11 protein-coding genes are annotated in these 13,300 nt (G+C 70.9%); 3 read left to right on the top strand and 8 right to left on the bottom strand.

Translation table 11 applies throughout. The features are described 5' to 3' along the window. Nucleotides 1–37: 37 nt before the first annotated feature. Both BLW27_RS05370 and BLW27_RS05365 read right to left on the bottom strand, forming a co-directional pair. Nucleotides 38–865, bottom strand: a complete 828-nt coding sequence (locus BLW27_RS05370; RefSeq protein ID WP_177177826.1) for a DUF4198 domain-containing protein — start codon at nucleotides 863–865, stop codon at nucleotides 38–40. Nucleotides 866–966: 101 nt separating this feature from the next. Next, the gene (locus BLW27_RS05365) at nucleotides 967–1,695 is read right to left on the bottom strand and encodes a Crp/Fnr family transcriptional regulator (protein ID WP_089880386.1); all 729 of its coding nucleotides are present in this window, start codon (nucleotides 1,693–1,695) and stop codon (nucleotides 967–969) included. Nucleotides 1,696–1,783: 88 nt separating this feature from the next. Here BLW27_RS05365 and BLW27_RS05360 point away from each other — a divergent pair, with 88 nt between their 5' ends. Together BLW27_RS05360 and BLW27_RS05355 are read left to right on the top strand one after the other, a co-directional pair. Further along, nucleotides 1,784–2,161, top strand: coding sequence for a response regulator (locus BLW27_RS05360; protein WP_089880383.1), 378 nt, complete (start codon nucleotides 1,784–1,786; stop codon nucleotides 2,159–2,161). A 179-nt stretch (nucleotides 2,162–2,340) separates the two neighbouring features. Continuing rightward, nucleotides 2,341–3,975, top strand: coding sequence for an ABC transporter permease (locus BLW27_RS05355; RefSeq protein ID WP_089880380.1), 1,635 nt, complete (start codon nucleotides 2,341–2,343; stop codon nucleotides 3,973–3,975). A 296-nt stretch (nucleotides 3,976–4,271) separates the two neighbouring features. On the opposite strand, the gene BLW27_RS05350 is transcribed toward BLW27_RS05355, so the two are convergent. Further along, nucleotides 4,272–5,288, bottom strand: a complete 1,017-nt coding sequence (locus tag BLW27_RS05350; RefSeq protein ID WP_089880377.1) for an extracellular solute-binding protein — start codon at nucleotides 5,286–5,288, stop codon at nucleotides 4,272–4,274. Between the two features lie 317 nt (nucleotides 5,289–5,605). Between BLW27_RS05350 and BLW27_RS05345 the strand changes: the two genes are divergently transcribed. Further along, on the top strand, nucleotides 5,606–6,532 hold the full coding sequence (locus BLW27_RS05345) for a lysylphosphatidylglycerol synthase transmembrane domain-containing protein (RefSeq protein ID WP_089880779.1): 927 nt from the start codon (nucleotides 5,606–5,608) through the stop codon (nucleotides 6,530–6,532). A gap of 77 nt (nucleotides 6,533–6,609) precedes the next feature. Here the strand turns inward: BLW27_RS05345 and BLW27_RS05340 are convergent, their stop codons facing one another. From BLW27_RS05340 to BLW27_RS05320, 5 genes are all read right to left on the bottom strand, one after another. Continuing rightward, nucleotides 6,610–7,173, bottom strand: a complete 564-nt coding sequence (locus BLW27_RS05340; RefSeq protein ID WP_089880775.1) for a PqiC family protein — start codon at nucleotides 7,171–7,173, stop codon at nucleotides 6,610–6,612. Between the two features lie 43 nt (nucleotides 7,174–7,216). After that, nucleotides 7,217–10,330, bottom strand: a complete 3,114-nt coding sequence (locus BLW27_RS05335; protein ID WP_177177825.1) for an MlaD family protein — start codon at nucleotides 10,328–10,330, stop codon at nucleotides 7,217–7,219. Next, nucleotides 10,327–10,944, bottom strand: coding sequence for a paraquat-inducible protein A (locus BLW27_RS05330; protein ID WP_089880371.1), 618 nt, complete (start codon nucleotides 10,942–10,944; stop codon nucleotides 10,327–10,329). The genes BLW27_RS05335 and BLW27_RS05330 overlap by 4 nt, the downstream gene beginning before the upstream one ends. Next, nucleotides 10,941–11,645 carry a paraquat-inducible protein A gene (locus BLW27_RS05325; RefSeq protein ID WP_089880367.1) on the bottom strand — a complete coding sequence of 235 codons (705 nt, stop codon included), beginning with the start codon at nucleotides 11,643–11,645 and terminating at the stop codon, nucleotides 10,941–10,943. Before BLW27_RS05325 ends, BLW27_RS05330 begins: the two co-directional genes overlap by 4 nt. A gap of 164 nt (nucleotides 11,646–11,809) precedes the next feature. Then, a complete protein-coding gene (locus tag BLW27_RS05320; protein ID WP_089880363.1) occupies nucleotides 11,810–13,234 on the bottom strand; it encodes a multicopper oxidase family protein in 1,425 nt (474 codons plus the stop codon). Nucleotides 13,235–13,300: the final 66 nt, after the last annotated feature.

The following is a 13,300-nucleotide window of genomic DNA, read 5'->3' as shown; positions in this document are numbered from 1 at the left end:
CGAGGGATGTCCCACCGTGGGACACCCCGTCCGGGCCCTATTCCGGCACCGAGAACGTCAGCGACGCCCAGACCGATTCCCACACCGCGCGGTGCGCCTGCGCGATTGCCTCCGCCGGCTCTCGGATCACCACCGCGTCGACCAGGTAATCGTGCCCCGGCGTGACCGCCACGCTGGCGCGCCCCTTGGCGTCGGTCAGCGTCTCGCGGGTCTCGACCGTGCCGTCCGGTGCGCGGTCGAACACCGTGACCAGCGTGTCCGCCAGCGGCGCGCCCCGGTAGAACAGCCGCACGTCCACGCCGCCGTCCGTCGGGTCGGTGTAGGGGTTGGTCTCGGCCACCAGCTCGATCTCCATGCCGCGCAGCGCGTCCGCCCCCGCGCCGTCGCCCACTGCGACCAGCGCCTTGGCGAACCGGGCATAAGCCTCGAAGATCGTCTCCTCGCGCAGGCCCGCCTCGCGGTGCCGCCCGACCGCCCAGTCCGCGCCCTTGCTCTCGGCGAAGGACGCGAAATCGGCCAGCGTGTCGTAGATCACGACCATGTGGTCGGTCTGGTACAGCAGCGTCGTCAGTCCCGGACCGGCGGGGCGGAAGGCGATGGCGGGCTTGTCCGTCCCCCGCGGGTCCAGCGCGACGGCGCTGTCGTCTCGGATCGCCTCGGCCCGCACCGGCGTGGCCGTGGCGGCCGACAGTTCGATCCCATCGAACTCCTGCCCATTGATCAGCCGCGCGGCGATCACCTCGTCCGGCGCGACCTGCCAGGCCTCGGGCTCGATCCAGAACTCGTGCGCCCGCAGCGGCAGGGCGACAAGGCAGGCGGCCAGGGCAAGGCCGAGGGTCGGGGCGAGGGCTGCGAGACGGGGCATGGCTTCTCCGTGACGTGGATCCGGCCGGGGCGGCCGGGGAACGAGATGGGTCGCGGCGGCGGCGCGGCAAGACATGCGCGCCGCTTGCCCGGCCGCACGCCTCAGATCAGCGGCCGCGTGCGGGCGCGCCGCATCGTCGTGCCCACCAGCCGTTCCAGCCGCGGGCGGTCGTGGATCGTCAGCGTGCGGTCGCGCAGCGTCGCCAGGCCGTCCGCGCGCAGCGACGCGAGCGTCTTGTTCGTGTGCACCACCGACAGCCCCAGCGCATCGGCCAGGTCGTGCTGGCGGAACGGCATTGGCGCCACGCCGTCGCGCACCAGCCCCGCCGTCTCGGCGCGGTCCATCAGCCGCAGCAGCCCCCAGGCGACGCGCGCCCGCGCACCTTGCTGGCCGACCGTCGCCAGCGCCTCGGCCAGCATCGATTCCTCCTCGGCGGCGATCCATGTCAGGTCGAACGCGCGCGTCGGGCTGTCCTGGTACAGCCGCACCAGGTCGCCGCGGTCGAACACGCACAGCAGCATCGGCGTGACGGCGGTGACGGAATGTTCCATCTCTGCCATCACCGCGGCTTGCAAGCCTATGAAATCTCCGGGGAAGACAAAGCCCAGAACCTGCCGCTCGCCGTTCTCCAGCGACTTGAACCGCAGCGCCTGGCCCTCGAGCACGGTGAACAATTGCGGCGAGTTCGACCCCTCCGACAGGATCGGCATGCCCGCCTCGACCCGCAATTCGCCCCGCTTGAGCTTCTCGGTGACGGCGAGTTCCTCGGGGGACAGCGACTGGAACGTGGGCAGGGCGCGCAGCGGGCAGGTTCGGCACGGTATCTGCATGTGGAAATGGCGCCCTATGTCACAGGTTAATGTCCAGAGATCGCGCCGGGTCTACGCTGGTAGCGAATCAGGAAGGTCAATCTAGTCTATGCTGAATGTACTCATCGTCGAAAGTGACCCGGTCATCGCCATGGATCTCAGCGACTCGGTCCTCAGCCGGGATGCGACGGCGCAGGTGACGGTGCGCTCCGAAACCCTGGCCGAGGCCGAGGCAGCGCTTGTCGGCGGCCGCCACAGCCATGCGTTCCTGCGCATGCCGCGGCGGGCCGCGCTGGACGTGGCGGTGCGGGTGGCGCACCGGCTGGGCCGCGCGGGCACCAACGTCATCCTGCACGGGGCCGAGACGATGCCCGAAGCGCTCAGCGCGGCACCTCGGGTCTCGATCATGCCGTTCCCTTTCACCGCGCGCGACGTGGCGTGCTGCATTGCCCGCGATTCCTGCGGTTCGACGGCGCCCGCCGCCTGAGGGCGGCCGGCTTCACCCCCGCGCCCATCCCTCCCGGCGCCCATCCCTCCTGGCGGACTGCCTCCGGCGCACCGCAAAGCCCGCGGTCGGCTTGTCCGTGCCGGGCTGGGCCTCGCCGCTTGCAACGGGGGGGCGCAAGCAGGTAGTCAGACCGCCGAGACAGCGGGGACTGGCAATCCATGAAGCGATTTCACGCCGAGCACGCGCTCGCGGCGGTGGCGGCGTTCGTCGCGCTGATCTGCGCCCTGCCGCATCTGGGCGTGCTGGCGGCGGCGCTGTCGGGGCAGGGCGACACGCTGCCCCACCTGCTCGACACGGTCCTGCCGCGTTACGCGGGGACGACGGTCGCGCTGGTCGTGCTGGTGGGCGCGGGCACCTTCGTGATCGGCACCGGCGCTGCCTGGCTGGTGGTGATGACGGACTTTCCCGGCCGCCGCTGGCTCGAGATCGCGCTGGTGATCCCGCTCGCCTTTCCCGCCTACGTGCTGGCCTACGCCTACACCGACCTGCTGGATCATCCGGGGCTGGTGCAGACCGCGCTGCGCGACCTGACCGGCTGGGGCCCGCGCGACTACTGGTTCCCCGAGATCCGATCCCTGGGCGGTGCGGCCACGATGCTGACGCTGGTGCTCTATCCATACGTCTACCTGCTGGCGCGCGCGGCCTTCGTCGGCCAGTCGGCCACCACGTTCTACGCCGCGCGCGCGCTGGGGCGGTCCCCGACGCGGGCGTTCCTGTCGGTGTCGCTGCCGATGGCGCGCCCGGCGATCGCGGCGGGCGTGCTGCTGGCGGCGATGGAGACGATCGCCGATTTCGGCACCGTCAGCTATTTCGGCGTGCAGACCTTCGCCACGGGCATCTACCAGAGCTGGTTCTCGATGGCCGACCGCGCGGCGGCGGCGCAGCTGTCGCTGGGCCTGCTGACCTTCGCGCTGATCCTCGCCGCGATGGAGCGGACCAGCCGCGGCCGCGCGCGCTACGATGCCGGGCGGCGGCAGGAAGTCATGGCGCGGATGTCCCTGACCGGCGCGCGCGCCTGGGCCGCCACCGCGGCCTGCGCGATCCCCGTCCTGTTCGGCCTCGTCGTCCCGGTCCTGGCGCTGGCCTTCATGGCGGCCGGGTCGGGGCAGGACCTGCTGTCCGAGCGCTATATCGGCTTCGTGCGCAACTCGCTGGTGCTGGCGGCCGCGGCGGCGCTGGTGACGGTGGGCGCGGCGAACCTGCTGGGCTCGTATCACCGGTTGCGCCAGGGGCGGCTGTCGGCCGGCGCGATCTACATCGCGCGGCTGGGCTACGCGGTGCCGGGCGGCGTGATCGCCGTGGGGCTTCTGGTGCCCTTCGCCGGGTTCGACAACGCGCTGGACGCCTGGATGCGGCAGACCTTCGACGTCTCGACCGGCCTGCTGTTCACCGGGTCGATCTGGCTTCTGGTGGCGGCCTACATGATCCGCTTCCTCGCCGCCGCGATCGGCGCCTACGAGGGCGGCATCGCCGCGGTCAGCGACAACATCGACGCCGCGGCGCGGGTGCTGGGGCAGAACGCCTTCGGCGTGGTGCGCCGGGTGCACGTGCCGATCCTGACGCCGTCGCTGCTGACCGCCGCGCTGATCGTCTTCGTCGACGTGATGAAGGAGCTGCCCGCGACGCTGATCATGCGGCCGTTCAACTTCGACACGCTGGCGGTGCAGGCCTACCGGCTGGCCTCGGACGAGCGGCTGGACGGCGCGGCGGTGCCCAGCTTGGTGATCGCGCTGATCGGGCTGGTCCCGGTGGCGTTGCTGTGCCGCCAGGTCGCGCGGAACCGCGACAGCTGACACGGGTCGCGCGGAACCGCGACGGTTGGAAGGGTCGAACCGAACCGCGATGCCTCCGGTTTCACGCGCAATCGCGACGGCCAGGTGGCTTCCCGGAACGTCCAGATCAAGGCTCCGACGCGCGCCGCTTCATGCGCCACGCGAGCGTCCGAAGGTTAAGCCTTCCTGAATCCGCCTCTGTAACCCATTGATATTCCGTGTCCGCCCGCATGTCCCACCGTGGGACACTTGATTTCGGCCACGAAAAAGGCGCGGCCCCCGAAGGGACCGCGCCGCGAAATCGCCCGAAGGGAAGCTTATTCCCAGCCGGCTTCGTTGAAGATTTCCTGCGCCTGGCCCAGGTGCTCGGCCACGGCCGACAGGTCGACGTCGTCGGCCTTGAACTCGCCCAGCTGGTCGACCGCCTCGGTGGTCTCGACACCCTCGACGGCCGGATACTCATTGTTGCCGGCGGCAAAGTACTGCTGCGCCGAGTCGCTGGCGAGGTATTCCAGGAAGGCCACCGCGTTGTCGCGGTTGGGCGCGTGCGCCGCGACGCCGCCGCCCGACAGGTTCACGTGCGCGCCGGTGGTGTCCTGGTTCGGGAAGACCCAGCCGATGTTGTCGATCCCCTCGGTCACGCCGTCCACCTGGTCGGCAAGCGCGCGGGCAAAGTAGTAGGTGTTCGACACGGCGATGTCGCATTCGCCCGACACGAGGCCGCGCAGCTGGTCGGTGTCGCCGCCCTGCGGGTCGCGCGCCATGTTCTCGACGATGCCGTTGGCCCATTCGCGGGCGGCTTCCTCGCCCTGGTTCTCGATGATCGAGGCCAGCAGGGTCTGGTTGTAGGTGTTGGTCGAGGACCGGATGCAGATGCTGTCGTCATAGGCCTCGTTCGCGAGGTCCATGTAGGTCTGCGGCGGGTTCTCGACGCGGTCCTTGGCGTAGAAGATGATCCGCCCGCGCAGCGAGAAGCCGAACCACTGGTTGTCGGTGTCCTGGTATTGGCCGGGGATGCGCTCTTCCAGAACGTCCGACTCGACCGCCTGCAGGACGCCGGCATCCTTCGCGCGCTGCAGGCGCGAGGTGTCGACGGTCAGCAGCACGTCCGCGGGCGAGTTCGCACCCTCGGCCTCCATGCGCGCGATCAGCTCGTCGGCGTTGCCCTCGATGCGGTTGATGGTGATGCCGGTCTGATCCTCGAAATCGGAATACAGCCGCTCGTCGGTGTCGTAGTGGCGCGAGGAGTAGAGGTTCAGTTCGCCCTGGGCGAGGGCGGGCGCGGCGGTGGCGGCCACGGCCAGTGCCAGGATCGAAACGGTGTGGAATCGCATTGAAGATCTCCCGTCAGGTTCATTGTTGACTGGTTTTGTCAGATACCAGAGCGCGCGAACAGGTCAACAGCTTTTCAGATACACTTCCGATGACGGGACGCGAGATCGCGGCTCTTGCCGGATGGGAATGATCCCGCCGACGTTCCTGCAAACGGTGCCGACGCTACCTGGTCGCGGTTCGATGACTGGGGCTGGCAAGACCGGCGGCTTCCGCCTATGGATGCGCCCGTGAACGGAATGGATACAGAGCGACACCGGACCCGGCCTGCGCCGGATTCCGCGCCCGGGGACCGGTCGGGCCGATGAGGCTGGACCCGATGACCCGCAGCCGCTTGCTGACCACAGGCAAGATCGGCCTGGCGATCGGGCTTATCGTGGTCATCCTCTCGGCGGTCGACGCGCGCGAGGCGTGGCGCATGCTGCGCTCGGCCGACCCGCGCTGGCTCCTTGCGGCCTTTGCGCTCCTGAGCCTTCAGACCGTGCTGTCGGCCTTGCGCTGGCGTCTGACCGCGCGGCAGCTGAACCAGCGCATCGGCTTCGTCCGGGCGGTCCGCGAATACTATCTCAGCCAGGTCATCAACCAGTCGCTGCCCGGAGGCATGCTGGGCGATGCCGGCCGCGCCATGCGCGCCCGTGGGCAGGCCGGGCTGCGGCTGGCGAGCCTCGGCGTTGCGCTCGAACGGCTGGCCGGGCAGGTGGCGATGGCGTTCGTGATGGGCGCGGGCCTGGTCGCCGCGGTGGTGGTCGATGGCGGATTGCAGCCGCCGGCCTGGCTGGCAGGCACGGTCGCGGCCATCTGCGCCGGGGTCGCGGGCGTGGCGGTGGTGGCCTACATGGGCGGCAAGCTGCCCGGCGCGGTCGGCCGCGCCATGGGGGGCTTCGTGACGGATGCGCGGCGCGCGCTGACGGCGCCCGGCGTGCTGTGGTGGCAGGTCGCGAGCAGCCTGGCGACCGCTGCATGCAACCTGCTGGCCTTCGCCGCCTGCGCGAAGGCCATCGGCATCGCGTTGCCTGCGGGGGCAATCGCGGTCCTGGTGCCGCTGATCCTGTTCGCAATGCTGATCCCGGTCACCGTCGCCGGCTGGGGCCTGCGCGAGGGCGCCGCCGCGACGCTGCTGCCGCTGGCGGGCACGTCGGGGGCGGCGGGGCTGGCGGCGTCGGTGGCCTTCGGGCTCGTGTTCCTAGCGGCCGTGATGCCCGGCCTCTGGCCGTTGCTGGCCCGCCGCCGGACCGCAAACCTCTGACGACCTGCCGAACGCCAGCCGGCGCGCGCGCATGATTCTCCCGATGCTCGCGCTCGGGCGCCGGCGGTGTTACGCGCCTAGCGCAGCCCGTTCGCCGCGATCTGCTGTGCCAGCTGCGTGACGGCGGCGTTGCGCGCGGCGGCGATGGCGCGCGGTCCGGCTTCGCCCACGATCGGCGCGGCCAGCGAGAAGCGCACCGCGCGGTCGCGGCCTTCCTCGTCCTCGGGAGCGACGAAGTACTGCCCCGTCAGCACGAAGGTTCCGGCGGAGGTGGCGACGAAGTCCTCGACCCGGACATCGACCTGCGCGTCGGGAAAGTCGCGGAAGGGCCAGGGCTCCGGTGCCACCAGCGCGCCGGTCAGGGCGGCAAGGTCGCGCGACAGTTGCAGTGTGACGGCCCGTCCCGGTTCGTCCGCCCACAGCGCGCCGGTGGGCTCGATCGCGCCGCTTGCGTCCTGGAACGCGATCTCTTCGGTGGTGGCGTAGATCGGCAGCCCGACCTGCATCACCTCGATCCGGTCGAAGGACGTGGCGATCCGCTCCGTCGGCTCGGTCGCGGGCGCGGCAAAGCGGATGTCGGGCCCGCCACAGGCGGTGGCGAGAGTCACGCCCAGCAACGCGGTGATCGTGCGCAGTTTCATGGTCATCGTCCCTGTGTTGTCGTCCCTGAATTCCGTCCCGGTGTCACCGGCCCTGTATCAGCGAGGAGGGGTTGCGGCTGATCTGCCGGGCCAGCCGGTCGATCGCCTCGGCAGCGCTTTCGACCTGGCGGATCGCACCCTGCAGGTCGCGTGAGAACTGGCTGTTGCGGTTGTAGCCTTCGAGCGTGGTGCCGGCCTGGTCTGCAACGGCGCCCAGCCGCGCCGCAAGATCGGGCAGCGTGGCGCTCGCCTCGGCCAGCGCCTCGGCCGCCTCGCGCGCCGAGATCAGCGTGGCGTTGGCGTTCTCGACCAGCCCGCCCTCCTGCAGCGTCTCCAGGGTTTCGCGCAGCGACGCCAGTGCGCCGTTCAGCTCGGCCGGGATATCGCGCGCCGAGTCCTGCCCCAGGATCGAATTCGCCGAGGCGATCAGCGTCGAGGCGCGTTGCGTCAGCGCGTCCAGCGGCAGCGCGCGCGCGCTGCGCAGCAGGGCGTTGGCCTGCGTGGTGAGTTCCGGCAGGCCGGCGGCCGCCTGTTCCACGTCCTCGACTGCGGCGATCACGCTGCCCACCACGTCGCGCTCCTGCGCGTCGGCCAGCAGCGCGTCCAGCCGGGCGGCGGCGTCCTGCAGGTCGGTGGTCAGCGCCGAGACCTGCCCCGGCAGCGCCTGCGTCTGCGGATCCGAGGTGATCGCGCGGACCGAGGCCAGCGTCTGCCGCAACTCGGCCAACGCGGCGTTGACCTCGGCGGGCACGGCCCGCGTGCTTTCGGCCGAGATCAACGTATCGGCCGAGGCCAGCACCGCCTCGGCGCGGCGCACCAGGTCCTGCAGCGGCAGAGCGCGGGCCTCCTCCAGCAGGGCACGGGCCTGCTCCGACAGCGCGGGCAGGCCAGAGGCCGCGTCGCCCAGGTCGCGCACGGCGGCGGTGACTGTGCCGACGGTGTCCTGTTCCTCGATCTGCGCCAGCAGGCCGTCGATGCGGCCGCTTGCGCTCTGCAACCGGTCCAGAAGCGCCTGCGCCTCGCCCGGCAGGGACTGCGTCTCTTCGGATTGCGCGATGCGGCGGACCGCCGCCAGCGTCGCCTGCACCTCGGTCAGCGCGGCGTTGACCTCGGCCGGGATGGCGCGCGTGGCGTCCGAGGCCAGCAGCGCCTCGGCGGCGTTCAGCAGCCCGTCGGCGCGCGTCACGATATCCTCGAGCGGCAGCGCGCGGGCGTCGGCCAGCAGCGCGCGGGCCTCCTCGGTCAGCGCAGGCAGCCCTGACGCGGCGTCGGCCACGTCGCGCACCGCGGCGGTCACTGCGCCTACGGTATCCTGCTCCTCGACCTGCGCCAGCAGCGTGTCGATACGCCCGCTGGCGCTTTGCAACTCGGCCAGCAACGCCTGCGCCTCGCCCGGCAGGGCCTGCGTCTCGGCGGCGTCGGCGATGGCACGGATGGCCGACAGCGTGCCCTGCAACTCGTCCAGCGCGGCGGTGACCGCTTCGGGAATGGCGCGTGTGTCGTCCGAGGACAGCAGCGTTTCGGCCGCCGTCAGCACGTCGTTGACCTGCGTCACCAGATCCTCCAGCGGCAGGGTCCGAACCGTTTCCAGCACGCTACGCGCTTCGTCGACCAGCGGCGGCAAGGCATCGGCGGTTCCCGACAGCGTCTCGATCGCGCCCACCAGCGCCTGCGCGGCCTGCTCCTGTTCCAGCGTCTCCAGCAGTCCGTCCACGCGGGCCGAGGCCGATTGCAGCTGCTCGAGGATGTCCGACACCTCGGCGGGCAGGGCGCGCACCTCGTCCGAACCGATGACCGCGCGCGCGTCGGTCATCAGGCCGATGGCGTTCTCCATCAGCTCCTCGACAGGCAGTGCGTCGACCCGCGACAGCAGGCCCTGTGCGCTGGCCGCCACGTTGGTTACGGCGGCGGGCGCGGTGGGGATCGCGGGGTAGGGCTCGGCCGTCACGTCGACCTGCGCCGGCGGGGCACCGGGAATCTCGACCAGTTCGACCTTCAGCCCGCCGGTCAGCAGCGAGGCATTGGTCAGCCGGCCGCGCAGCCCGTCGGCGGCGCGGGTGTTCAGGAAGTCAATCAGCGCCTCCTGGTCGGCATCGTCCTGCAGGCCAATCCGCGCGGGATTGATACGCATCGTCGCCAGCAGCCGCGCATCGCTGTCACCGAAGCGTTCCGGATCGACCAGCCCCGAGATCGTGACCACCTCGCCGATGCGCAGGCCGCCAAGTTCGACCGGCGCGCCGGCGCGAAGGCCTGCCATGTTGTCGTCGAACACCATCATCATCTCGACGGCGCTGCCCTCGCCCTCGAGGAAGAAATCCTCGCGCGCGGCCTCGGCATCTGGGTGCAGCTCGAAGACCATCCCCTCGGAAAGCGGTCGCCCGCCCGAGCCAAGCGTCTCGAAGGTGACGCCGCCGCTGATCAGCGACGACAGCGAGGTGAAGTCCAGCGCGGCGCCCTCGGCTCCGAGCGACAGTTCGAAGCCCGAAATGTCCCAGAACCGCGACGACGACGTGACAAGCGTATCGTAGGGGGCGAAGATCACCGCGTCCGATTGCGCGGTCAGCCCGTCGGGCATGATCTCGGCACCTGCGATGCGGCCGACGGGCACGCCCTTGAACAGGATCGGCGTCTCTGCTGCCGGCAGGCCCTCGTCCGAGCGCAGCAGGAAGGGCACTCCCTCTTCGCCGGCGCGCAGAAGCGGTGCGGTATCGAAACCCTCGAACGTCTCCGCGGGAGGCCCGATCGTGCCGTCCCAGGCGCCCTGGATGTAGACGCCCGACAGCACGGTATCGAGACCGGTGACCCCCTGCGCCGTCACCTCGGGGCGCACCACCCAGAACCGCGCCTCCTCGTCCACGTAGGGTGCGATCTCCTGGTCGAGGCGGATCATCACCTCGACCCGGTCGAGATCCTCGGAGAATCCGACCTCTTCGACCAAGCCTACGGTGATGTCGCGGAACCGCAGCGCGGTCTCGTCCGGTGTGACGCCCGCGGCATTGCCGAAAGTGACAGTGATTATCGGCCCCCTCTGGGAGTAGTTCCGCCACGCGGCCCCCAGCGCCACGGCCAGCGCCGCGATCGGCACCAGCCAGACGAACGAGAAGGCGTAGCCGCGTCCCTCGGAGCGGATGGGCACGGGATCGGGGGTTTTCGTCATGCGTCGTCTCTGTCCCGCCGCCGGGGCGGGTCCCATATCATGCGCGTGTCGAAGGACTGCGCGGACAGCATCGTGAAGATCACCGACAGCGCGAAGGTCAGCGCGGCCGGGCCGGGCCGGATCGTGGCCACGACCGAAAGCTGCACCAACGCCGACAGAATGGCCACCACGAAGACGTCGATCATCGACCAGCGGCCGATGAATTCGACCACCTCGTACAGCCGGTATCGCGCCAGCGGGCTGCGTGCGCTGCGTCGGGCAACCGAGATCGCGAGGTAGGCGATGGCGATGAATTTGCCGATGGGTATGACGACGGACGCGATCAGCACGATCGCCGCGACACCCCAATCGCCGCTTTCCGCGATCTCGACAGCACCGCCGACGATGGTGTTTTCCTGCCGTTGCAGCAGCGTCGTGGTGACCAGCATGGGCGACAGGTTGGCCGGGATGTAGCAGATCACGCCCGCCACCCACCACGCCCAGACCCGGCTCAGCGAGGTCGTGTCGCGCGACATCAGCCGCGACCCGCAGCGACCGCAGACCTTCGTGCCCATCGGCCAGGCGCGGGCGCAGCGCCGGCAGGCGATCAGCCCGGCCTCGCGCGCGGTGATCATTCGGCGTCCTCGATGGATTTCCAGATCGACCAGGAGCACATGTAGATGTCGTTGGCGATCACGATGATCACCAGCACCGCGAACATCCAGAAGGCCGCGCCGAATTCCAGATGCGCGAGCGAGGCCACCTTGACCAGCGCCACCGCGCAGCCGATGGCGAAGATCTCGGTCATCGCCCAGGGCTTCATCTCCTGCGCAAGGCGGAAGGCGCCGCGGGCGTGGCGGGCGGGCCTGCGCCCGGCCGTCAGCGGCACCAGCACGTAGAGCAGCAGCAACGTGCGCATCAGCGGCACCAGCACGATCACGGCGATGGTCGCGACCGACACCAGCACCAGGACGCCCGACCGGAACGACGTCGCCACGTCCATGATCGATGCCCTGTTGCCCATGCCCGCCGCCTCGATCTGCAGGAAGGGAAAGAACACCGCCGCCGTCACCAGGATCGTGATCGCCAGCGTCAGCGCGATGATGCGCAGGCCGGCGTCCAGCCGCGGCGCGATCAGCACGCGGTGGCAACGTTCGCACACGGCGCGGCCGGTCGGTTCGGGCATCTGGGCCACGTATAGCGCGTCGCAGCCCGGGCAGGCGATCAGGTCCTCGGGGGGCGGCAGTCCCTCCGGCGGGTCCACGGGCAGCACGCCGCCGGCCGTGGGCGTCGCGGCGCCACGGTCGTTCGAGGCGGGGGCAGAGGGCGGCTGCATCGGCATGGCTCTCGCGGCGGGCCGGCGTGGCGGCGAACGATGCCCCTCGCGGTCCGTGGGGCGGGGCGCCATCGTCGCCCAGTGCCGCGACGGGTGCAAGCCTGATCCTCGGCCGCACCGGACCGCGAGGCGCATCCGTTGCACAAGATGCGGCCGTCGGCGCGTCAGGCGACCTCGAACCACCCCATCATGCCGCTCGCCTGGTGCTCGAGCATGTGGCAGTGGATCATCCATTTGCCGGGATTGTCCGCCACGAAGGCGATCTCGACCACCTCGCGCGGGGCGGCCAGCACCGTGTCGTGCAGCACCCGGCCCGGTTGCGCCACGCCGTCGCGGGCGACGACCTGGAAGTGGTGTCCGTGCAGGTGGATGCCGTGCGGCCAAGCGGTGTCGTTGCGCAGGGTCAGGTGCATCGTCCGGTGGCGGTCGATGCGGAACAGGCGCGTGTCCATGCCGCCCGCGATGCCGTTGAACGCCCAGACCTTGCCTTTCTCCGCCAGCGCGCGCGCGTCCAGCCGCGCGCCGTCCAGCATCGCGCCCGCCATGCCGCCCATGGCGCCACCTTCCATCAGCAGCTCCTCGCGCTGTGCTCCGTCGAGATCGGGCGCGCGCCAGGCGGGCTCTGGCAGGGGGCGCACCGGAGCCTCGACCGGCGGCAGCGACGCCTCGCCGGAATAGGCCAACGTGGCGATCCGCACCCAGTCGCCGCGCCCCGCGTCCAGCAGGATGTCGGCGCGCGAGCCCGGCGCGCCGGTGCAGTCGATCACGATGTCGGCGCGCTGCGCGGGCGCCAGCACGACCTGCTCGGCCGCCTCGGGCACGGTGGCGAACCCGTCGCGCGCGATGATCGTCATCGCATGGCCCTTGATGCGCAGCGGCATGACCCGGGCGGTCGCGGCGTTGATCAGCCGCAGCCGAAGTCGCTCGCCCGCGCGCACCGGCAGCGCGGTGTCCGAGGTGCCGTTCAGCGTCACCGTGTTGCCCAGCCGGCCGCCATGCGCCGCGTCGTGCAGCGCGCCGAAGCTGTCCTCGTGGATCGCGCCGGTCTCGACCATGCGCCAGTCGTCCAGCATGCAGGTGATCTCGCGCGTGGTGGCGCCTTCGAGACCGGTCCAAGGCTCGGCCTCTTCGACGATCAGCGGACCGGCGAGGCCGCGCGCCACCTGCTCCCAGCCGCGGTTGTGCGAATGGTACCAGTAGGTGCCCGCATCGGGCGCGACGAAATCGTAGTCGAACACGCCGCCCGGCTCGACCGCGTCCTGGGTGAGCCCGGCCGCGCCGTCCATCGCGTTGTCGATCCGGATGCCGTGCCAGTGCACCGCCGTCGGCTGGCTGAGGCCGTTCGACAGGCGCCGCCGCACCCGGTCGCCGGCGCGCACGCGGATCTCGGGGCCGGGGATGGTGCCGCGCACGCCTTCGGCGCCGTAGGCCCAGACCGGGGTGACGGGGTAGGGCAGTGGCGCGATCTGCGCACTCGACGGCCCGGCCTGAAGCACCGGCATCGCCCGCGCCCGCGCCAGCGAGGGCACGCCCAGCGCACATAGCCCCGCCCCCGAGGCGGCAAGGAAGCTGCGGCGGCTCAGGGTCATGGGGGCGCTCCGGTCTGGTGACGTTGCGTCTGCATAGCGCCGCGCGGGGCATCCGGAAAGACCCTG

Source organism: Citreimonas salinaria (genome assembly GCF_900107235.1).
Lineage (GTDB): Bacteria > Pseudomonadota > Alphaproteobacteria > Rhodobacterales > Rhodobacteraceae > Citreimonas > Citreimonas salinaria.
The sequence above is the reverse complement of the archived record's forward strand: the minus strand, read 5'-3'. Positions and strand labels throughout refer to the sequence as shown.